The sequence below is a fragment of the Parasphingorhabdus sp. SCSIO 66989 genome, from assembly GCF_032852305.1.
GTDB classification, from domain to species: domain Bacteria; phylum Pseudomonadota; class Alphaproteobacteria; order Sphingomonadales; family Sphingomonadaceae; genus Alterisphingorhabdus; species Alterisphingorhabdus coralli.
This window is the reverse complement of record NZ_CP136594.1, coordinates 803,556-824,159: the sequence shown is the minus strand read 5'-3', so window position 1 is coordinate 824,159 and position 20,604 is coordinate 803,556. Positions and strand designations below refer to the sequence as shown.

The 20,604-nt window shown below is 57.6% G+C and carries 16 protein-coding genes; 3 read left to right on the top strand and 13 right to left on the bottom strand.

Annotation, left to right across the window (positions count from 1 at the left end):
• Nucleotides 1-104 precede the first annotated feature (104 nt).
• The 9 genes from gspF to RB602_RS03720 form a co-directional block, all read right to left on the bottom strand.
• Nucleotides 105-1,331 (bottom strand): type II secretion system inner membrane protein GspF, encoded by a 1,227-nt coding sequence (gene gspF / locus RB602_RS03760; protein ID WP_317083080.1) that lies wholly within the window; start codon nt 1,329-1,331, stop codon nt 105-107.
• Entirely contained in the window at nt 1,324-2,895 is a 1,572-nt protein-coding gene (gspE, locus tag RB602_RS03755) for a type II secretion system ATPase GspE (RefSeq protein WP_317083078.1), read from the bottom strand. The genes gspF and gspE overlap by 8 nt, the downstream gene beginning before the upstream one ends.
• Nucleotides 2,882-5,098: a type II secretion system secretin GspD gene (gene gspD / locus RB602_RS03750; RefSeq protein WP_406568404.1), complete on the bottom strand. Its 2,217-nt coding sequence runs from the start codon at nt 5,096-5,098 to the stop codon at nt 2,882-2,884. Before gspD ends, gspE begins: the two co-directional genes overlap by 14 nt.
• Before the next feature lie 8 nt (nt 5,099-5,106).
• Nucleotides 5,107-5,988: a type II secretion system protein N gene (locus RB602_RS03745; protein WP_317083076.1), complete on the bottom strand. Its 882-nt coding sequence runs from the start codon at nt 5,986-5,988 to the stop codon at nt 5,107-5,109.
• Between the two features lie 209 nt (nt 5,989-6,197).
• The gene (locus RB602_RS03740; RefSeq protein WP_317083075.1) at nt 6,198-8,942 is read right to left on the bottom strand and encodes a TonB-dependent receptor domain-containing protein; all 2,745 of its coding nucleotides are present in this window, start codon (nt 8,940-8,942) and stop codon (nt 6,198-6,200) included.
• 92 nt (nt 8,943-9,034) lie between these two features.
• Nucleotides 9,035-10,591 (bottom strand): hypothetical protein, encoded by a 1,557-nt coding sequence (locus tag RB602_RS03735; protein ID WP_317083073.1) that lies wholly within the window; start codon nt 10,589-10,591, stop codon nt 9,035-9,037.
• A 523-nt stretch (nt 10,592-11,114) separates the two neighbouring features.
• Entirely contained in the window at nt 11,115-11,540 is a 426-nt protein-coding gene (locus tag RB602_RS03730; protein WP_317083071.1) for a tetratricopeptide repeat protein, read from the bottom strand.
• A gap of 90 nt (nt 11,541-11,630) precedes the next feature.
• On the bottom strand, nt 11,631-12,395 hold the full coding sequence (locus RB602_RS03725; RefSeq protein WP_317083069.1) for an SDR family NAD(P)-dependent oxidoreductase: 765 nt from the start codon (nt 12,393-12,395) through the stop codon (nt 11,631-11,633).
• Nucleotides 12,396-12,430: 35 nt separating this feature from the next.
• Nucleotides 12,431-14,656: an alpha-galactosidase gene (locus RB602_RS03720; protein WP_317083067.1), complete on the bottom strand. Its 2,226-nt coding sequence runs from the start codon at nt 14,654-14,656 to the stop codon at nt 12,431-12,433.
• 14 nt (nt 14,657-14,670) lie between these two features.
• Between RB602_RS03720 and msrB the strand changes: the two genes are divergently transcribed.
• Both msrB and RB602_RS03710 read left to right on the top strand, forming a co-directional pair.
• Nucleotides 14,671-15,081, top strand: a complete 411-nt coding sequence (gene msrB / locus RB602_RS03715; RefSeq protein ID WP_317083065.1) for a peptide-methionine (R)-S-oxide reductase MsrB — start codon at nt 14,671-14,673, stop codon at nt 15,079-15,081.
• A 148-nt stretch (nt 15,082-15,229) separates the two neighbouring features.
• Entirely contained in the window at nt 15,230-17,407 is a 2,178-nt protein-coding gene (locus RB602_RS03710; protein WP_406568390.1) for a transglycosylase domain-containing protein, read from the top strand.
• Here the strand turns inward: RB602_RS03710 and RB602_RS03705 are convergent.
• From RB602_RS03705 to RB602_RS03695, 3 genes are read right to left on the bottom strand one after another with little or no spacing between them, the layout of a single operon-like run.
• Entirely contained in the window at nt 17,404-18,180 is a 777-nt protein-coding gene (locus RB602_RS03705; RefSeq protein ID WP_317083064.1) for a M48 family metallopeptidase, read from the bottom strand. The genes RB602_RS03710 and RB602_RS03705 overlap by 4 nt on opposite strands.
• Entirely contained in the window at nt 18,177-18,614 is a 438-nt protein-coding gene (locus RB602_RS03700; RefSeq protein ID WP_317083062.1) for a YcgN family cysteine cluster protein, read from the bottom strand. Before RB602_RS03700 ends, RB602_RS03705 begins: the two co-directional genes overlap by 4 nt.
• On the bottom strand, nt 18,614-19,165 hold the full coding sequence (locus RB602_RS03695; protein WP_317083060.1) for an SCO family protein: 552 nt from the start codon (nt 19,163-19,165) through the stop codon (nt 18,614-18,616). Before RB602_RS03695 ends, RB602_RS03700 begins: the two co-directional genes overlap by 1 nt.
• A 238-nt stretch (nt 19,166-19,403) precedes the next feature.
• Between RB602_RS03695 and RB602_RS03690 the strand changes: the two genes are divergently transcribed.
• Complete coding sequence (locus RB602_RS03690) at nt 19,404-20,060, top strand: ankyrin repeat domain-containing protein (protein ID WP_317083058.1); 657 nt, start codon at nt 19,404-19,406, stop codon at nt 20,058-20,060.
• Nucleotides 20,061-20,080: 20 nt separating this feature from the next.
• Here the strand turns inward: RB602_RS03690 and RB602_RS03685 are convergent, their stop codons facing one another.
• Nucleotides 20,081-20,587 (bottom strand): MmcB family DNA repair protein, encoded by a 507-nt coding sequence (locus RB602_RS03685; RefSeq protein WP_317083056.1) that lies wholly within the window; start codon nt 20,585-20,587, stop codon nt 20,081-20,083.
• Between the last annotated feature and the right edge of the window lie 17 nt (nt 20,588-20,604).

The following is a 20,604-nucleotide window of genomic DNA, read 5'->3' as shown; positions in this document are numbered from 1 at the left end:
AGGCTCTGGAGAATGGAAAGCTGTGTCTCGACTGCGCTCGACACGAACGGAGATTTCAACCGCCGAATTATCAATGACTGTCTGTGCCATGTTCCTGTTCCTCGCTAAATTCCCGCCAGATCCTGCAGCTGCAATATTGGCAGCAGAATCGACAAAATGATTATCGCCACCAGTCCGCCCATTATCACGATAATCGCCGGTTCGAGCAAGGACAGGACGGTGCTGGTAAAGTTTTCAAATTCACGCTCAAGATAGTCGGCCGCGCGCTCCAGCATCAGGTCGAGCTGGCCCGATGCCTCGCCGCTGGCGGTGAGATAGACAAGCAGCGGCGGGAAATATCCGGCATGGCGCAGCGCGCCCGACAGACTGCCGCCGCCCCTGATCCGTTCAACAATCTCGTCCAGCGAGCGGCGCAACACGGTATTGCGGATAGTGCGGCTGGTGAGCTGCAGGCCATCAAGCAGCGGCAGCCGGCTCGCCACCATGGTCGCCAATGTCCGCGCCAGCCGTGCCGCATGCACATCGCGGATCAGGCGGCCGATAAAGGGCAGCTTCAGCAACATGCCATCAAAGCGATAGCGGAACTCTTCATTTTTGAGCGCCTGAAATAAGGCCAGGCCAGCAAGCACGATCAGCGCCAAAAGCAGCCACCACCAATTGGCAAGGAAGTTGGAGATGGCGATCACGATCTTGGTGATGGTCGGCAGCCGGTCATCGCCGGCGCTCTGAAACTGTTCGACGATGCGCGGCACTACCGAGACCATCAGGCCAATGACAACTGCAATCGCCACCACTGCCAACGCTGCGGGATAGGCCAGCGCGGAAATGATCTTGCCGCGAATGGCAGCCTGTTTTTCCAGCAGGTCAGACAGACGCTCAGTAATACCGGGAAGGCTGCCCGAGCTTTCTCCCGCAGAAATCATCGCGCGATACACGGGAGGGAAACTTTTGGGTTCACGCCGCATGGCATCGGCCAGCGTCTGCCCCTCGACGACGCCATCATGCACATGGCCGAGCACGGTGCGCACCTCGGCGCGCTCGCTCTGGCGGCTGATGGTGGCTAGGCTTTCCTCCAATGGGCTGACCTGCATCAGCGAAGAAAGCTGGCGGGTGAACAGCATCAGCTGCTTGGATTTGAGCTTCGGCTTGCGCGACAGGCTCAGCCCGCCCGCGCTTTCCTTCGGTTTCGCCGCTGCCTGCTCGTCAAGCTGCGTCACCAACAGCCCCCGCGCCTTCAGCGCCTCGCGCGCTTCGGCGATATCGCTGGCTTTCAATATGCCCTTTTTGTCGCGGCCATCGGGATCGACAGCGGCGTAAGCGAACTTAGCCATCTTCGCCTTCCCGGCGCGAAATGCGGATGGCTTCTTCAGCGGTGGTCTCGCCGCTGCGCACCAGCGCCCGCGCCGCCGATCCGAGGTTCGGCGTATTGAGGAAGGCATGGCGTGCGATCAGCGTCTCATCGCCGCCGCTATTGATCAGCTTGCGGATGGTGTCGTCAATCTTGACCGCCTCGAACACGCCGATCCGCCCCTGATAGCCGGTGTGGTTGCATTCGGGGCAGCCTTTGGGACGGAATACCACCGTACCTTGATCAAAGCCGAGCAGTGATGCGGTGCTGCCATCGGACTGCACCGGCTCGCGGCAATGTGGGCAGAGACGGCGCACCAGTCGCTGTGCAATCACGGCGCGCAGGGTTGAGGCGAGCAGAAACGGCTCAATCTTCATATCGCGAAGCCGAGTGATCGCACCGATCGCGTCATTGGTGTGCACAGTGGACATCACCAGATGCCCGGTCAGCGAAGCCTGCACCGCGATATCAGCGGTTTCGCGGTCACGAATCTCGCCGATCATCACCACATCGGGGTCCTGCCGCAATATGGCGCGCAGGCCAGCGGCGAAGGTCAGACCGACCTTGGAATTGACCTGTGTTTGGCCGACACCATCGACCGCATATTCCACCGGATCCTCAACGGTCAGCATATTGCGCGAGCCGTCATTAAGCTGTTTCAGACAAGCATAAAGTGTGGTGGTTTTACCCGAACCGGTGGGGCCGGTCACAAGGATAATGCCGTTGGGTTCGGTCAGCGCCTCGGTCATGATCTCGTGCACGCGCGGACTCATGCCCAGCAGATCGAGGCTGATATTGGCGTTTTCCTTGTCGAGCAGACGCATCACCACCCGCTCACCGACACGGCTGGGCAGCGTCGAAACACGGACATCGATCAGCTTGCCGCCAATGGTGAGACCGATACGGCCATCCTGCGGAATGCGCCGTTCGGCAATATCAAGCCGCGCCATCACCTTGATACGACTGACAATCACCGGCGCGACATGCGGCGGCATACGTAGCTTTTCGGTCAATACGCCATCGACGCGCATACGGATGACAAGGCCGGTTTCATAAGGCTCGACATGGATATCCGAGACACCCTGCCGCGCCGCGTCGGCGATAATGCCGTTGATCAGGCGAATGGCGGGCGCATCGTCAGAGCTGTCGAGCAGGTCTTCCGCGGTTGGAAGCGTATCGGCCAGATCATCAAGGCTTTCCCCCGATGCACCAATCGACTGCGCCATGGCGGCGGCATCGCCATCCATGGCATAGCGGTCGGATAGATGCCGGTCGAAATCGGCCTTGGGTGCAAATTCGACATCGAAAGGCCGGGCGAGATAGCGACGAACCTCGATCAGCACCAGCGGATCGGCATTTTCGCGCAACGCAATCTGGATGCGGCCTTCCTCTTCACCGACAATCACAATCCCGTGTTTCTTGGCGAAAGCATAGGGAATATCGATTACCGGATTACCCGAACTGGCGTCCTCCAGAGGCTCAGGCGCGTCCAGCACCAGCGCCGCATTGGCATTGCTCTCTGTGTCTTCACCTTTACGTATCTGCATCGGCCTTCTCGCTTCCGGCGCTGCTCGTCGCGCCTGTCTGGTTCACCCCTTCACTATTGGTGCCGCTCACCGGCGGCAGATTTTCGTTACGACCCGGTTCGCTTTCCGGCAGTGGCGTGGTGTCGACCGGTGTCGCCGGCGCAATACCTGTCGGCTGGATCACCAGATCACCCGGCTTGACGCCAACACGCGGCGGCGTGGTGCCAAGATAATCGCGGATCAGCGAATCTATTGATGGTTCAACTTCAGGATTGCGCCGCAACTGTTGTTCCCGAACATAACCATAGCGGCGGGCCGCGATCCGCCGTGCATCATCGGTGGTGCGCAAAATGGTCGGGCGGATAAACACCAGCAAATTGGTCTTCACCCGCGAACGGGCGCGCGATTTGAACAGCTCGCCGATCAGCGGAATATCGCTGAGGATGGGGATGCGCTGCAGCGTCTTGCGCTCATTGTCATCGAGCAGACCGCCCAGGGCGACAATCTCGCGGTCGCCCACAGTCAGCGTCGTGGAAATCTCGCGCTTGTTGATGATCAGCTCCTGAAAATCATCGCTGACCGGGCCGGAGATCGAGCTGACCTCCTGTTTGATCTGCAACCGCACTTCATTACCGGCAGTAATCTGCGGCGTGACGATCAGTTCGATGCCGACATTTTCACGCTGAATGGTACGGAAGGCATTGTCGAAATTGTTCGACAGCGCTTCGCCGGTGCTGATCGGAATTTCCTGACCGAAGAGCACGCTGCCCTCAACATTATTGTCGAGCGCGATATGCGGCGTCGAAAGGATGTTGGAGTCGGTGTCTTCCTGCACCGCGTTGATCAACAGGCCGAGAATCGAACCACTGCCAAGATCGGCAGCAAAGCCGGCAAAACCGCCCCGCGCACCCAATACCGAATTGACCGCATTGGCGCGCAAGATGTCGCTGGCCTGGCTGTTGGTGGTAGTGGTGACGACATCGCCATTGATAACCGTGGTCGTCTCGTCAAATTCATCCGCCAGCAAGCCACCGGCCAGATCGACGATATTGGGCGACACATTGGAGAATGGCGTGGCGAGAAACGGCACATCCTCGCCGCCTACGAGGAACTGTACACCCAGCTCACGCGCGACATTTTCCGAGACTTCGACAATGATCGCTTCGACCAGAACCTGTTCTTGACGGATATCCAGCTGGCGCACCAGCGCGGCGAGATTGCGCTGCACATCGACCGGAGCGGAAATGATGATCGCATTGGTGCCGGGATAGCGGGTGATGATCGAGGGGCCGCGGCCCGGGGTTCCGGTGATCGCACGATTGTCACCGGCCTGACCTGCTGCAGCAGCGACCGGAGCGGCGCCAACCGGACCATCATCGCCTGCGGCCAGGCTGGGCTGTTGCCCGACCAATCGCTCCAGCACCGGCACCAGTGTTTCGGCATCGGCATAGTCAAGCCAGATTACCCGGATTTCCGAGCCATTGGCGGCCTTGGCATCCAGCTCATTGGCAATCGCGGTCAACCGACCCAGAGTCGCCGGGTCGCCGCGCATGGCGATGGAGTTGCTGCTATCGACCGGCACTACCGAGACAGCAGGTGCCTGGCCCTGTCTGGCCGGGACCAGTTGTTGCAGCGCCAGCGCAATTTCACGTGCACCGGCATTTTCCAGACTGATCAGCTGGGTTGTCGCATTGTCCTTATCGATCCGGGCAATCAGTGCACGGATACGTCGGACATTATCGGCAAAATCTGCAACCACCAGACTGTTGGCGGCGATATTGGCGGTAACAGAGCCTTCACGGCTAACCAGCGGCTTCAGCGTCTCTACCGCCGATGTTGCATCAATCGATTTCAGCCGGAAAACCTCTGTAACGAACTGGTTGCGCGCAGCATTCTCGCTGCCGACGCGGCCCGGCTGGCTCGCGGCGCTATCGGCAGGCTGAATGCGATAGGCGCCGCCACTGGTAGGCACCGCGACCAGCCCGTTAGCGCGCAGCGTTGACAGGAATATCTCAAAATATTCCGAGCGTGACAAAGGCCGGTCTGTAACCACGGAGACCGTGCCCTGAACCCGGGAATCGACAACAAATGTCCTGCCCGTGACTTCGGCGGCATCGGCGATAAAAGCGCGCACATCGGCATCGCGGACATTAAGCACATGCTGCGCATAGACGGGCGCAGGGGCGCTGAAACACAGGGCCGCGCTGGCGGCCAAAAGGGCAATTCTTGAGATCACTGTTCCGGTACTATTATGGCTATGGGAAGGATTTGTCCGCCACGCTCAACCATCACCGAGAAGCGGCCACCGGGGCGGCTCTTGGCGATCATCGCGGTTACATCATCGGCGCTTCGCACCGGGCGGCCATCATATTCGACAATGACATCGCCTGGTTGGAAACCAAATTGCTTGAAGGCGGTGCCGTCGCCTTGAGAGGCAACCGCGATGCCGGTGACTTTGCCATCCTCAGAACGCGGCGTGAAACCAATTCCGGCATTGAGTGCGGCAGCCCGTGCCTGCGCTGGCGCGGCGTTGCTGTCCCCTTCGGCAGGCCGCGAGATGACCTTGCCCGCCGAGGTCTCGGTTATCGCCATTGGAGGCGAAACTGGTTTGGTGTCGCCCGACTGGTCGATAAAAAGCGATTCGCGTTTGCCATTGCGGTCGAGCACGACATGATCAAACTCCACCGCCGCCAATGATACGCCCGACATAATCTCATCGCCTATGGCATAGCTTTCCTGCACCCCGTCCGATCCAGCAATAATCGCCGAACCGCCGCCTGAAGCATTGTTGATGCGGATGCCATAAAGCTGCAGATCAAGCGCGGTCACCGCTTCGGTGCGATTGTCACTGCTACCGGCGGCGCTGCTGCCGTCAAAAGGGTTGTAACTGGTGAGAATGGCAGAACGCGCAGCCATAGGCATGGGCTTTGCCTGATTAGGCTGCCAGTCGCCGAGCGGGGATACCGGTGTGATCAAGAGCAGGATCAAACGAACCAATTGAACCAGCAAGAGCAGGCCGAGAATGATCGCTAGGGGCCAGAACAGGCTATGCTGTCGCCAATTCTCCCATAGGGGAGCGACACGTCGCAAAAGAGCAGTATTGCGCCCATCCATGAATCGGCCTCCCGGTTGCAAAAGGCGCTATTCGGCCCCGCTTACAGCAAAGTGACTCTTATATTTCGTTTTTATTACGTTCTATTTCAGCAACAGCGACAATTGGGTAGCAAGAAGAGAGTAAAATCTTTTCACCGGTAGAGGCGTGCACCGAAACAAAAAGGGCAGGCACAACGGCCCGCCCTTTTTGCATCATTTCCCGGGCGTGCTTAGAACGTCACTTCCGCGGTGATCGAGAAGGTTGTACCATAATCATAGCTGTTGGTGATGACGCGCGAGACATCATTTTCCTGAAGCTCAATATAGTCTTCACCGAGAATGTTACGCGCCTCGAAACGCAGTTCCAGATCCTTGTCAAACAGCTCAAACCCTTCGCGCCAGACGAAGTCGAGCAACAGGCCGGGGCGCTCGAACAGGTCGGGCTGGCCTTGGGTACCCCGGTTGGTTACGCGGTCGCTGTTATACGTCAGGATGAAGGTCTGCTGTGACAGGCGGTCGCCGTTGTTCTCAAGGCCAATCTGCAGGTTGACCAGATGCTCTGACTGGCCGACCAGACGGTCACCATCATCGAACACGCCGGCGGCCGGTGACGGAACACCGGGATTAAACGGCGTCAGGATCAGGTCATCATCACCAATGTTCAGCGAGGAATCAGTATAGGTATAGTTGGCCGCAACCAACAGGCGCCGCTCTTCCCAGAACGAACCACCCAGATCGTAAAGATCAAAATACTGCACCGCTTCCAGCTCGATACCGTAAAGCTCAGCGCTTGGCGCGTTGGCGAAGGTGGTGAAACGCGCAGAGTCACCTTGCGCAAAGGCGATCAGCTCGATCGGATCGGTGATATCCTTATAGAAGATGGCAGCGGTCAGGCGTTCATCGCGACCGGTATACCATTCATAGCGTGCCTCAAGGTTGAGCAACTGGCTGTTCTGCAAAAACTCGTTACCGAAGAACACACGGTCAGTCTCAAAATCGAGATATTGCTGGTTGGCCAATTCGCGGAACTGTGGACGCGCCAGCGTGACCGAGCTGGCGAAACGCAATTGCATATCTTCAGCAAAGTTCCAGGTTACCGTCAGAGCCGGCAAGAAATCGCTTTCATTGATCTGCGTCGGGATAATCGGAATACCGCCCAGATCAAAAATATCTTCCGGCAGAACTTCCTGACTACCGTCTTCAAAACGGACACCCGCTTGCACGCGCAGACCGTCGGTCAGTTCGGCATCAATCTCTGCATAAAGGCCATGGACTTCCAACTCGCCTTCATAGAATTGCGCACCGGCAGCGCCAAAGAACTCCTGTATCTGGATATCAAATGCCGAGACATTGAAATCTGACAGCAGGAAGTCCGGGCGCTGCTGTGTTACTGGGCTCGGCAACGCAGCTCCTGCAGGTGCGAATTCAAAGTCACGACGCAGCGATTCACGTGTGTTACGACTGAACGCATAACCCGCCTTGAAGGTGAACGGAATTTCAAACGGAATTTCATAGGCGAGGTCAATCCCCGCGCCGATGCTGTCATCATCCAGCTCCGAGAATGCCAATGTCGCAAACTCGCCATTGGCGATTTGGCCAAGGCTGTTGACGAAGCCACCTTGACCGGAACCCAGAATATTGGGGTCAAAGGCATAGCCGGTATTAAACTCAAATGGCGAGTTACGCTGTGCGTTGGCGTAGCTGGCGCGAACATTGACATCGAGATCGCCAAAATCAAACTCGGCAATAAACTGGGTGTCAAAGAGCTGCCGCTCAAAGGTGGTGTTACGCGCTTCCTGCAAACGGCCTTCGGTATCGATACTAGTGCGGAAGCCTTCACGGATACGCGCTTCTTTGGCGGTGTCGCGGACATAGAAGTTGGTCCAGCGGAATTTGTGCTCGCCCACTTCTGCAGCCAGGCCCAACAGACCATTCAATACAACGCGGTTTTGCGTGGTGAGATAGTCAAAGCCGTTGAGCAAGCCGAGTTCGCCTTCGGCATTGGGGATACCCGCCAGCTCCTGACGACCACCACGTGTCCGCCAGCCATTGCGCCATCCGCCCTGTGCAATCACGCCGACATAGGCATCACCGACATAAAAGTTGGTGCCGGCAGAGAAGCTGATGTCGCCATTGGGCGGAATATCATCATTGCGCTGGGTGAGAACCAGGTCAGCGTCATTGAGCCCTCTGGTAATATTCTGAAGCTCGTTATCGGTGAGACCGCCTGGGCCAGAGAATACTGGAATATTGTTGTCAAAGGCATTTTGCAGACCCGGAGGCAGGTCGCGCGCACCATTGTCAAAGCCGAGGAAATCGGTGTCGCTGCCAAAGAAGGTATAGCCAACTTCGCCGGTGGCTTCGGTATTATAGCCAAGACCTGCGCTGATAGTGAAGAAGGGTTCATCGGGAATTGAGCGGGTTGTCAGATTGATAACGCCACCACCAAACTCGCCGGGATAGCTGGCCGAATAACTCTTGGTTACCTTGGCCGACCCGATCACGCTGCTGGGGAACAGGTCGAGCGGAACAGTACGGCGCAGCGGCTCAGGCGATGGCAGGGGCATACCATTGAGCAGAGCCGAGGAATAGCGGTCACCCAGACCACGGACAAAGACGAAGCGACCGCCGACCGTGCTGAGGCCGGTCACGCGCGACAGCGAACCGGCAATATCGCCATCGGCAGTACGGGCGATTTCTTCGGCACTGAGGACCGAGACAACTTCGCCTTCGTTACGGATCGGATTGGGAATGAAGCGGCCGATAACCGTGATCGGCTGATCGCCGCCAGCACCGGGGCCGAGAACCTCAACCTCCTCCTGCTCCTCCTCTTGAGGGTCAGCAGATTGCGCAGCATCGGATGCAGCCTGGGCCGCGTCCTCTGCGCTTTCCTGGGCTGTTTGTGCAAAGGCAGATGGTGTAACAAGCGCCGAGCTCATCAGCAGCATGGCGGTGAAGGTAAGCGGCTTCTTCATAGCCCGGAGTCCCCTTAAATATAGTCTTCAAAACATAGCGGGGCAGCGACGCTCTGGCCGCCGCCCCGACATGTTATTTGCTGAGCCTGACCTTAGCTTGCGATGGTGATGGTCAGATCAGTACAGGACTGGTCGGTGGAATAGAGACCACAGGTCCAACCCTGGAAGCGCGTGTCATTGGCGTCACGAACCGCGCCGATATAGTCAACGGCTTCGAAATAATCGTCGATAGCGGTCACATCGAACACTGGAACAGCGGTTTCATTGGCGCCGTTGATGAAGATCGCGCTGAGTGTCGAAGTGCCATCAGCAGTGTTGTTGGTGCCAGCATCGAAAGATGCACGCGTTGCGGCCGCGCCGACATCACTGTCATCGTCAAAAGCTGTGGTACAGCTCAGGAAGACCGAGTCATAGCGGATAGGGCCAGCTTCCTGGATCGAATCGTCAGCATCCCGAACAGTTTCTGCTTCGTCAATGTCGATGCAGATATCGAAGCCAGCGATAGTGCCGTTGAACAGCGAACCATCGGCGCCGCCACGGACCTGAACGCCCTTGTCGCCCGAACCGCCATTGCCAACAAAGGTGAAGTTGGAGATTTGGGTAAACTGACGTGGCAGGATGTCCTGACCGGTTTCAGAGTCTGATTCCCAGCCCTGGTCACCGCCGCCAGCGCGCTGTGCCACCAGAACATATTGCAGGAAGGCGCGGAAGCCGACATCGGTATCGATCGAGTCATCGTCATTGCCGCTCAGAGCCAGGTTACGGCCATTGACGCTGCCACCGAACCATTCGATGCCATCGTCAGAGCTGTTGTGGACCTGAACATTCTCAAAGCGCGTGCCTGAACCGACGCCCCCGAGAGAGATACCGTTCAGCTCATTGCCCGAGGTAATAGCGAAGCCGGGATAACGGACCTGAACAAAGGTCAGGCTGCCCGAGTTATCAACCGGGTCATTACCGCCGTAAAATGCACCGGTCGTTCCTTCGATTGGCGCCTGACAATCGGTACGGTCACCATCGGGGTTATTCGGTCCACCTTCAGAACACTCAGAAATTGGTGCCTGGCCCAGAATAACCAGACCACCCCAGTCACCGATGGAGTCAACGCCAGCGGTGCCGGCCACATTCTGTGCCGAGGTGAAGATGATCGGTGAGGTCGCGGTACCGTTGGCAAAGATTTGCGAACCACGATTGACCAGCAGGAAGTCAGCACCGGAAGAACCGAAAATAACAACGCCAGGCTCGATCGTCAGAACCGCAGGGTTAGGATTGGCAACGGTGCCATCAGCACCTGCATCCTCGCCCACGTCAACGCGGCCAGAAAGCGAGTAGATGGTGTTACCAGCATTGGGCAGCAGAGTATTGCCGGTTAGACGACCGGAAAGCTGACAGTTACGGGCTTCAGTGCCATTGGCGAGCGTGATGGTGCCGATATTGGCCGTATTATCCGGGCAAGTATCCGGAACAACGCCGCCGGTCGGCGGGGTCGGCGTTGGACCCGGAGGCGTCGGTGCCGGTGCTGCCGGGGTCGGTGCCGGAAGAACAATTACGCCCTCACCGGGAGAAGCTACATCATCAGCGCCACAGGCTGTAACAGTTACAGCCGCTGCCGTGGCAAGCAGGACCGAACGAAAACGTGCGTTCATCATGTCTGAAAACTCCGCATATTTGCTAAATCACTAAAGGCTTGTGCAGACGACGCGGTGATGAGTCGGATCCCCTGCCCCCGCCTTGCAGAAAGGGCATCTAGGAGCGGGTCATGACGCTGGTTTGCGATTTTGGTGACGTAGGAAAGACGAAATTGTGACTGTGATATTTCAAATGTTACGCGGATATTGCAATCCGAACGCGTCGCGGACGTTTGAGCAAGAAAACTGCGCCATATGCGTGACGATGAAAAGAGGGCACAACCTGCCAATGGCGGCAGCAAAAGCGATCACCGGGAGGGAATAAAACAGAGTTACATGGAGAAATGCATCAAAAAGATCGACGATAGTGTCTTTCTGGTCACATCTGCTTGCCTACTCAGCCGCCTATAAAGGGATGCGCTTTTCAAAGGGGCGAGCGGTGCCCATGAATCTTCGCCAGATGCTGGGTCGGACACGAAGAAAAGGGCCCTTGTTTCCAAAGGCCCTTTCCCCGTTTCATCTTGTTTTGAGTATATGCTGAAGATCAGCGCCTCACATCAAGCTGCGCTGTCTGCACCTGAGCATCAAGCCAGCGCAGTGCAGCAACAGCCGCATCGCGCGAACTGATAACCTCTCCGCTGCTCAGCATCATGTCATAATCACGGCGATTGTCGCGCGCCTTGATCAGCATTTTACGCGCCTTGCCATGATCACCGGCGCGGGCATAGGCTTGGCCAAGGTTGATCAGAATAGCAGGGTCATTGCCCTCGGCGCGGCGAGCGGCCTCGAGCGCGGCAATTGCCTCAGTGACTTTGCCCTGTTTCAGGTCGTCATTGCCCGGAACGCGCTCTGCTTCAATATCGTTCAGCGCCGCTTCGTTTTGTGCTGACGCAGCCGTAGGCAACGCCATCACCCCGGCCAGAGCCGTCAAAGCAGACCCGAAAATCCACTTTTTTGCGTGTTTTGCCATAGTTCTTCTCCTCTTTCTCAGGGGAGCAGTGTAGCGAAAAAGACGCGGAAGTGAAATATTATTGTAATTATTTTGTCATACAATTGACTTCTAAATGAAATTTCTCTGCAATTTGCGCATTCCTGCGATCCAGCGATCCGGGTTTTCCGCTCGCATCAGACTATAATCCGCCACCTTGGGATGCGGCAGGACATAGAGCTTCTCTGCGGCGATCGCCTCAATGCAGGCTTGCGCTACGACATCGGCTTCGAGCAGGCCATCAACGCTGGCGACGCCATCCTCATGCCCAGCAGTCATCGCTGAACGCACAGCCTGCGGGCACAATATCGAGACCTTCAGCCCGTCATCGCCATGGGTGATGGCCAGCCATTCGGCAAAGGACACTGCGGCGTGCTTGGTCACCGAATAGGGCGCAGAGCCGATTTGCGACAACAGACCGGCCGCCGATGCGGTGTTGAGCAGATAGCCACCTCCACGCTCCAGCATGCGCGGGACCAGATGCCGCGCCGCCCAGACATGGGCCATGACATTGATATCCCAAATGCGCTGCCACTCGGCATCACTGACTTCAGCGCCGCCAATCATCAATATACCGGCATTAGAGCAGAACAGGTCTATCGGACCGTGCTCTGCCTCGTTCTCGTCGATAAGGGCGATGATATCGGCTTCCTTGCTGACATCGCAGCCGCGTGCCGACAGGCGATCCGAGCCGTTGGCCAATGATGTCACTCCCTCAGCATCAATATCGGCGCAGACAATATGACGTGCGCCAGCCGCCGCGAACCCCTCAACCATGGCCTTACCAATGCCGCTGGCAGCGCCAGTCACAACGATGACTTTATCTTTTATGTCCATAAACTATCCTCTCTTTGATATTCACAGATGCGGGCTCAACCCATAGCTTGCAGATGCAACATCAGCGCGGTTTGCGGATGGCTGACCGGAAGCTGCAAGCCGCTATGCATCAGATCAGCACCCGTCATAATGATCTCGCCGGCCTGTAGTTGTTGCACCAGCTTATTTGCATGCCGGTTCGGAGCACACCATGCATCCGGCCATACCAAGCTGATTTGATAGCGCTGTTCGGCATCCAGGCCTTTCAATCGCAATGGTGAGGGGATAGCAAAGGCAGACTCAGCGAGATTGACGCGCATGAACAGCGCGTCATCACGTGCTTTGGACACGACCCCGACCGCTAAATGGCCGGTTTCGCGCTCAAGCCGATAGAAATCGCCTTGATGCAACAGATCGCGATGCTGTTTATAAAGGGCAATCGCTCGCGCTAGGGCCATGCGATCCTTGTCGCTTTCTTGCCGCAGATCAGCCTCTATTCCCATGTTGCCGAACATCGCGACTGCTACGCGCAACTCCATCGGCAAGATACGCCCGGTAATATGACATATGCGCGGGCCCACATGCGCACCTGTGGCACAGAGCGGGAGCATATGGCTTGCACCCCACTGTATGCCCAAACGTTCCAGTGCATCATTATTGTCTGATGCCCATATGCGCTCGGTGCGCTGCAAGATACCAAGATCGGCCCGACCACCGCCCGAAGAGCAGCCTTCAATAGCAACTGCTGGATGCGCCTGACGCAGACGATCAACCATAGCATAGACAGCCCTTATCTGCTCATGGGCCACGGCAAGGCCAAGTGCATTGGCCGGATGGTTGATGTCCCGGTTCATATCCCATTTGAGATAGCCAATGGGATTCTCGCAGAGAAGCCGGTCGAGCGCATCATAGATATGGTCAAAAACCTCAGATCGGGTCAGGTCAAGCAAATGCTGATTGCGAAACGGGATCGGCTCGCGTGCCGTTGATTGCAATATCCAATCTGGATGGGCGCGATAGAGATCACTATCGGGATTGACCATCTCCGGCTCGACCCACAGACCAAACTCCATGCCCAGGCTGTGCACATGGTCGATGAGCGGCGTCAGACCATCAGGATAGACCCGAGTATCAACCTGCCAATCGCCCAGCCCGGCCTGGTCGCTGCGTCGTCCTTTGAACCAGCCATCATCAAGAACAAACCGCTCTGCGCCGGCCTCGGCAGCTAGGTCGGCCAATTGCGCAAGAGTATCGAGGTCATGATCAAAATAGACCGCTTCCCAACTGTTATAGTGCACCGGCCGTTCGGGTCGCTCTGGCTGCAGGGATCTTTGCGGCATGACATCTTGCCGGATATGCTCGTGATAACTCTGGCTGAGGCCATTCAGTCCCATATTCGACCATCCCAGATGCAGCGCCGGAAGATCGATATGGGCACCAGCCTGAAGCACGATTTCACCCGGAAAGAACAGTGCACCGGCTGATGCCAATATGCGGTTTTCCGGGAGCGTTTCCACAGAAAGGCGGCTATTGCCACTCCAGCCAAGATGCAGTCCGTAAGCATCGCCTTGATGCTCATCAGTTGAAGCGTCAGCCAGCATCATGCTTGGCCAGTCATTATGTCCGCCGCGTCCTCGGCGATTTTCGCGAACCCAGGCACCGGCGAAGCGCTTTATCCGTTCAGTTTGGAACTCGCCGGCCCACAGCCCGGAAAAGCCGATGATATCGCTGATATGCGGCGGCAGGGGCAAGGTCATGGTTAGGGCCCGGTGCACCGCCAAAGATGATTGCCCGATATTCTCCAGCCGTGCCGATGCGGTGATGACGTTATGCCCCTCGCTGCTGATAAAATCATAGATCAGTCGCACTTCGGCATGTTGATCCGCGCAAATCAGTCGTATTTTGTTCGGCTGCCGCTCGACCACTTCAACGCCCAAAAGCACATCCCAGTCGCGCCGGTTGCGGCTGATCAGCAAACCAGGTTGCGCCGAGAGGCCGAGCCCCGGCTCCATCGCCAGTGATGGGCGCAGCACAACATCTTCGCGTCCCGGGACCGGGTGACGCAGCATCTCCGGGAAAGCATCGCCAGCAACCGGCGCGCCCCAATGAAGGATCAAGGGCGGCTGGCCCGATCTGGCATTAACAACCAGCTGCACATTGCGGCCCGAAAGCGTGACGATGCTCATGTCGCGGCCTTTCTGAACCAGCCCGTTATCCGCACCACCATGGGCGATGAAATCATGCCCGGCAAGAGGTCGTGCTTGACCGCAGCGGTTGGACAACCCATCTTTGACCCATGAGCAAAATCGAGAAAAGCGATGCCGAATGGCGCGAGCAGCTGACCCCTGAGCAATATCATGTGCTGCGCCAGGCCGGGACCGAACGCGCCTTTACCGGCAAGTATAACGTCTTCAAGGAAGACGGCATATTCCATTGCGGAGCCTGTGGCGCGCCTTTGTTTGACTCGCAGGACAAATATGACAGCGGCTCGGGTTGGCCCAGCTTCACCCGGCCAGAAAGCGGCGAGGCGGTCGACGAAGAAAACGATTACAGCCATGGCATGATCCGAACCGAGGTGAAATGCGCCAATTGCGGCAGCCATCTTGGCCATGTCTTCCCCGATGGTCCAGGCCCGGAAGGTCTGCGCTATTGCATGAACTCTGCCGCGCTCGACTTTGCGCCACGCGCCAAAGACAGCAGCGACTGACTTTACATCTTTGGGGGATTCCCTCCGAGTCGCGAAGCGGCTAGAATGCCATTGCTAAGGCGCTGGCTGAACCATCTATTCAGCCCGCATACACCCGATATGGGCTTAGCTTGGGGGTGGCCTGACGGGCCGTCAGGGGATCGAATTTATGGCAGAAGCCAAAAAGCGCAGGAAGAAGCGCAAAGACAGCAAGAAACAGGGAGCATTTAGCCGGTGGTTCTGGCGGTTGTTCCGTGTCGGTCTGGTCACCATGTTTGTCGGCACGGTGGCGATTGGCGTTGCGGTGTGGACTGCCGCCTCCAACCTGCCCAGCTTTGAAGAGCTCAAAGCCTCACCCAATGGCCAGATGATCCGTGTCCTCGCCGCCGATGGCACCGAGATCGTCTCTATCGGCCCCAGCTTTGGCGACTGGCTGGAGCATGATGAAATCCCGCAGGTGATGAAAGATGCGATGATTGCGGTTGAGGATCGGCGCTTTGAAAGCCATTTCGGTATTGATCCGGTGGGTCTCACCCGCGCCGGCTATGTCGCGATCCAGAATTACGGCACCGGCAAACGGATGCAGGGTGCCTCGACCATCACTCAACAGCTGGCGCGCAATATCTTCCTCTCCAACAGCTATACCCTCGCGCGCAAGGGTCGCGAGGCGATCTTGGCGATGGCGCTGGAATCGAAATTCTCCAAAGACCAGATCCTCGAGCTTTATCTCAACAAGGTCTATTTTGGTGGCGGTGCCTATGGCATTGATTCCGCCAGCCGCAAATTCTTTAACCACAGCGCCAATGAAATCTCGCTCGCCGAAGCGGCGATTATTGCAGGACTTGTGAAAGCCCCGTCGCGCTATTCCCCCACCGCTGATGCGCAGGCGGCGGTTGACCGCGCCTCGGTGGTGCTGGAGGTGATGCAGGACGCCGGGGCCATCACCGCGGCACAGGCCGCCGAAACCCGTCCGGCGGAAGTCACATTGGCCCCTGAAGGTGGGCAGAACAGTGCGCGCTATTTCACCGATTGGGCGCTGCCTCAGCTGGATATGCTGATTGATGAAGGCAATGCGCCGATTGAGGTATGGACCACGCTTGACCTTACCATGCAGCGCGCGGGCACCAATGCAATTAAAGCGCACGCTCCGGGAGGAGCACAGGGCGCACTGGTCTCGATAGACCGTGACGGCGCGGTGCGTGCGATGGTTGGTGGCACCGACTATGTCACCTCAAACTATAACCGCGCCACTACGGCGATGCGCCAGCCGGGATCAGCCTGGAAGCTGTTTGTCTATATGGCGGCGCTGGAAGCGGGCTATACCAATAGCGATATTGTTACCGATGAGCCGGTGACCATCGCCGGATGGACCCCGCGCAACAGCGGCGGACGCTATGCCGGGGACATCACGCTGCGCACCGCCTTCGCCTATTCCAAAAACACGGTTGCAGCGCAGCTTGGTGATGATGTCGGCTATGGCACCATCGCCAATATGGCCCGCCGCTTCGGCATCACCACGCCGATCAAGACCACGCCTTCCATGGTGCTCGGCGCATCCGAAGTCAGAGTGATTGATATGACCCGCGCCTTTGCCGGCGTAAGTCAGGGCGGGGTTGCTATCGAGCCTTATGGCATCTCCAAAGTTACCACCATTGATGGTGAAGTCTTATATCAGCGCAAGCGCAGCGACCCGACCGTTCTGGTCCCGCCATATGTTGCCGCAGGGATCACCGATCTGCTGCAGACCGCCGTCAACACCGGCACCGGTCGCGCAGCGCAGATTGGCCGCCCGGTCGCGGGCAAGACCGGCACCACCAACAGCAACAAGGATGGCTGGTTCCTCGGCTTTTCGAGTGGTCTCACCACTGGCGTGTGGATGGGCCGCGATGACGCCAAAGCGGTTGGCGGGCTGCAAGGCGGCCGTGCCCCGGCACGCGCCTTTGCTGACTTTATGCGCGTGGCTGTCGCGCGTCGCCCGGTGGAGGAATTCGATACTGAGGTGGTACTACCCGACTGGCAGTTGGAGCCGGATGAAGAAGCCTATTTCGGAGATGCCTCGGACACCTATTTTGTCGATGAAAATGGCAATCCAATCGCGTTGGGCGAAGGCGATTTCTACGATCTGGATGAGCCGGAATATGTCGAGGACGAACCGCGCCCGCAGCCGCAGACGCTGGATGAACGCTGGATTGATCGCGCGACCGGGCGGCGCAATGATACAGATGGTGAGGACAGTGCCAGCGCATCAGAGCCGCAAGACAATGACGGCGATAATGACAATAATGCACCCAATCGTGGTCAACCGGAGTCGCTGCTGCCCAATGCCGTCCGTCAGGATGGCGGTTAAGCCTCGCCAAAATCCAATTGGTTGAGCGCATGCCCATGGCGCTTTAGCCAGCGGTCGGCAGCGATGCGATTATCCTGATAGATCGCATCCATCCAGGCATAAAAATCGGCGCTATGGTCCATATGACGCAAATGCGCGACTTCATGCGCCACCACTGATTGCCGCACCATATCCGGTGCCATGATCAGCCGCCAATGGATACGCAGCCCGCTATTGGTCGAACAACTGCCCCAGCGTCGCCGGGCATTGGTAAGGCCGACGCGCGGAGGGTCGGCAATCCCGGCCCGATCAAAATAGAGCGCGGCATCGGCCTTGATCGTTTCCAGCGCTTCATTGCGTAGCCAGCGTTCCAGCCGCCGCCCGATCAAGTCCTTGTCACCACCCAATATGATCTGGTCGCCTATGATGCACGGCTGGCGCCCTTCATCCGCGCGCCATTGCACCTGATAGGGCTCACCGCGAAAAGCCAGTTCGGCCCCGTCGCCCACCACTGGCTGCTCGCTGAGCCGCTCCAGCCGTTCGGTCACCCAATCCTTGCGCTCATGCACAAAGGCCAGCGCCTCGGACACCGGAACACCATGGGCAATGGTCAGCGATACACCGCGGTTTTTCGGATCAATCCGCATAGACAGCGAGCGCGAGCGCGGATGCCGTTTGATCCGTACCGGAACCTCAAGGCCATCGAGGATGACGCTGGTACCGTTACCCGCTCCACCCTGCGCCCTTGCCGAGCGCGACAATAGCCTCTCCAATGTCAGCGCGGCGCGGCTCATAATGGCTCTTCCAATATGTGATGCTCCAACGGCCCTGCCTCAGTTTCAGAGACTACCCGCCCAGCCACGCTATGCCCGCCGTCAATCATCGCCTGATAGCTGCCGGTCAACAGATAATGCCATTCCGGCAACGGTTGGCCCGCAGCGCGCAACTTATAGGCACAGCTCGACGGCAGCCAGTTGATATCATCAACATTGCCTTTGGTCAGCCGCAAGCAATCGGGCACAAAGGCGCGGCGATGGCGATAATCGGAACAGCGTGCTGTCGTCACATCGAGCAGGCGACAGGCAACATTGGTCGGATAAATCTCGCCGCTATCGGCATCTTCCACCTTGTGCAGACAGCATTTACCGCAACCATCGCACAAGGCTTCCCATTCGGCACGATCAAGGCTGTGCAGCGGCTTTTCCCAGAAAGGCGCTTCGCCCGTCATCAGCTCGCAGCCGGACCCCAGCGGTCAATCTCGGCAGCAATATCAGACGGTACCGAGGCCTGACCATCGGGCGTCTTGTCAACCGAGAGCAGCGCCAGCGGCTTGCCAGCGGCATCAAGCAGATAGGCCTGCCGACTATGATCAACCAGATATTCGGTCGCGCTTTCATCCTCGACCTTCTCGGCATGAACCGCAAATTTCTCGCGAACTGCATCAATATCGGTTTCGCTGCCGGTCAGGCCGATTAGCCGCGGATGGAAAGCATTGACATAGCTCTTCAACACCTCGGGCGTATCACGCGCCGGATCGATAGTGACGAAGATCGGCTGGATTTTCGCCGCACGTTCGGGGTGCGCCTTTTCAAACTCGGCAAAACCCTTGACCATTTTCTGCAGATCAACCGGGCAGACATCGGGACAATAGGTATAACCAAAATACATGATGCGATACTGCCCGGCAAAATCGCTGTCGGATACTGTCTCGCCATCCTGGTTGGTCAGCGTGAAACTGCCGCCAATATCGGCACCGGCAAGGGGCGCCTCTGCATTCACTGGGGCACCTGTATTTTCGCCACAGGCCGACAGGCCAAGCACTGTCGCGGCTAGGACAGAAAGCAGGAGATATCGCATAAAATAGGGTCCGTTCAGATTACTGCCATAAAAGCCGTGCCAATAGCGATAGCATATCGCATAGCTGGCGCATGGGGTTTCCCTGTCCTATATTGGCGCTATATTGCCTCTGTCCAGCTTATCCGAGGCTTAGACTAGAGAAAAAGGTATTACAGCTCTCATGATGGCCATATCCTCAGTAGTTTCCCGAATATCGCTCCGCCATTTTGCTGTAGCGTTGATCGCCACTTTCGCGGTCCTGTCTCTGATAACACCTGCAACGGCGCAGTTTTCTGAGAGCTACAACTTCCTAAAGGCCGTGCGCGACCGCGATGGTACCGAAGCCAATGAGCTGCTGGACCGGCCAGGCAACACCGTTATCAATTCACGCGATATCAAAAGTGGTGAGACCGCGCTCCATATTACGATTGCGCGCCGCGACCTGTTGTGGACCCGCTTCATGCTGCAAAAAGGCGCCAATCCCAATATTGAAACGCGAGAGGGACTGACCCCGCTTATGCTGGCCACCAATTTGCGTTTCGTTGACGGTGCCGAGGCGCTGCTGAAGCGCAATGCGGCGGTTGATAAGGCCAACCGTTCCGGTGAGACCCCATTGATCCGCGCCGTGCAGTTGGGCGATTTGGCAATGGTCAGACTGTTGCTCAAAAATGGTGCGGACCCTGATCGGGTTGATAGTCTGGCAGGACAGTCCGCACGCGATTATGCCAGCAACAATGTGCGGTTAGCCCCAATACTCAGCGCGATTGAAAAATCGGACGAAGACAGAGCTAATCAGGCAGAAAAACCGGCAGTTTTTGGCCCAACCATCAGGCAGTAACGCGGCAAGGGGCCGCAAACCTATCCTGCTCGCCCCGCCTCATAGCCGGCCGAGACCAGTTCCGGATCGCCATTTTGCGCCAGTCGTCGCATTGTGATCCGCGCCACTTCGCGCGCCAACACACTTCTGCGCGCCGCTGCCAGTGAATGACGTGCGGCGGCGCGCACCAGTTCGCCATCATAGCTGTCGGCCACGATCAGCCCGGTGCGTTCGGGAAGGAAGACCTCGCGTTCGACGAGCGCATGTTCGAACTCAGGCGGCAATGCCCAGTAGAAGCGGTCGCTATAGTCGAGATATTCCGGCCATTTGCTATCGCCCAGCAAATCGGTGCGCGCGGTTTTAATCTCGATAATGATCACCGCACCCTTGGGATCAAGCCCGATCAGATCGCAGCGGCGGCCATTGGGCAAAGTAATTTCCGGCACCAGCCAGATATCATTGCGGGCGAAGAAACGGGTCGTTCCCCGCGCTACAGCGGCAGCACCACTATGCGAAACAGAATCAGCGAGCGAGTGAACAGCAGTCATTAATCGACAATAGAACA

Excerpts from the sequence above, each read along its gene's own strand:
- RB602_RS03725 (WP_317083069.1), bottom strand. The coding sequence starts at position 12,395 with ATGGACATAAAAGATAAAGTCATCGTTGTGACTGGCGCTGCCAGCGGC.
- RB602_RS03685 (WP_317083056.1), bottom strand. The coding sequence starts at position 20,587 with ATGACTGCTGTTCACTCGCTCGCTGATTCTGTTTCGCATAGTGGTGCT.
- msrB (WP_317083065.1), top strand. The coding sequence starts at position 14,671 with ATGAGCAAAATCGAGAAAAGCGATGCCGAATGGCGCGAGCAGCTGACC.
- gspF (WP_317083080.1), bottom strand. The coding sequence starts at position 1,331 with ATGGCTAAGTTCGCTTACGCCGCTGTCGATCCCGATGGCCGCGACAAA.
- RB602_RS03735 (WP_317083073.1), bottom strand. The coding sequence starts at position 10,591 with ATGATGAACGCACGTTTTCGTTCGGTCCTGCTTGCCACGGCAGCGGCT.
- RB602_RS03700 (WP_317083062.1), bottom strand. The coding sequence starts at position 18,614 with ATGACGGGCGAAGCGCCTTTCTGGGAAAAGCCGCTGCACAGCCTTGAT.
- RB602_RS03710 (WP_406568390.1), top strand. The coding sequence starts at position 15,230 with ATGGCAGAAGCCAAAAAGCGCAGGAAGAAGCGCAAAGACAGCAAGAAA.
- RB602_RS03705 (WP_317083064.1), bottom strand. The coding sequence starts at position 18,180 with ATGAGCCGCGCCGCGCTGACATTGGAGAGGCTATTGTCGCGCTCGGCA.
- RB602_RS03740 (WP_317083075.1), bottom strand. The coding sequence starts at position 8,942 with ATGAAGAAGCCGCTTACCTTCACCGCCATGCTGCTGATGAGCTCGGCG.
- RB602_RS03730 (WP_317083071.1), bottom strand. The coding sequence starts at position 11,540 with ATGGCAAAACACGCAAAAAAGTGGATTTTCGGGTCTGCTTTGACGGCT.
- RB602_RS03745 (WP_317083076.1), bottom strand. The coding sequence starts at position 5,988 with ATGGATGGGCGCAATACTGCTCTTTTGCGACGTGTCGCTCCCCTATGG.
- gspE (WP_317083078.1), bottom strand. The coding sequence starts at position 2,895 with ATGCAGATACGTAAAGGTGAAGACACAGAGAGCAATGCCAATGCGGCG.
- RB602_RS03690 (WP_317083058.1), top strand. The coding sequence starts at position 19,404 with ATGATGGCCATATCCTCAGTAGTTTCCCGAATATCGCTCCGCCATTTT.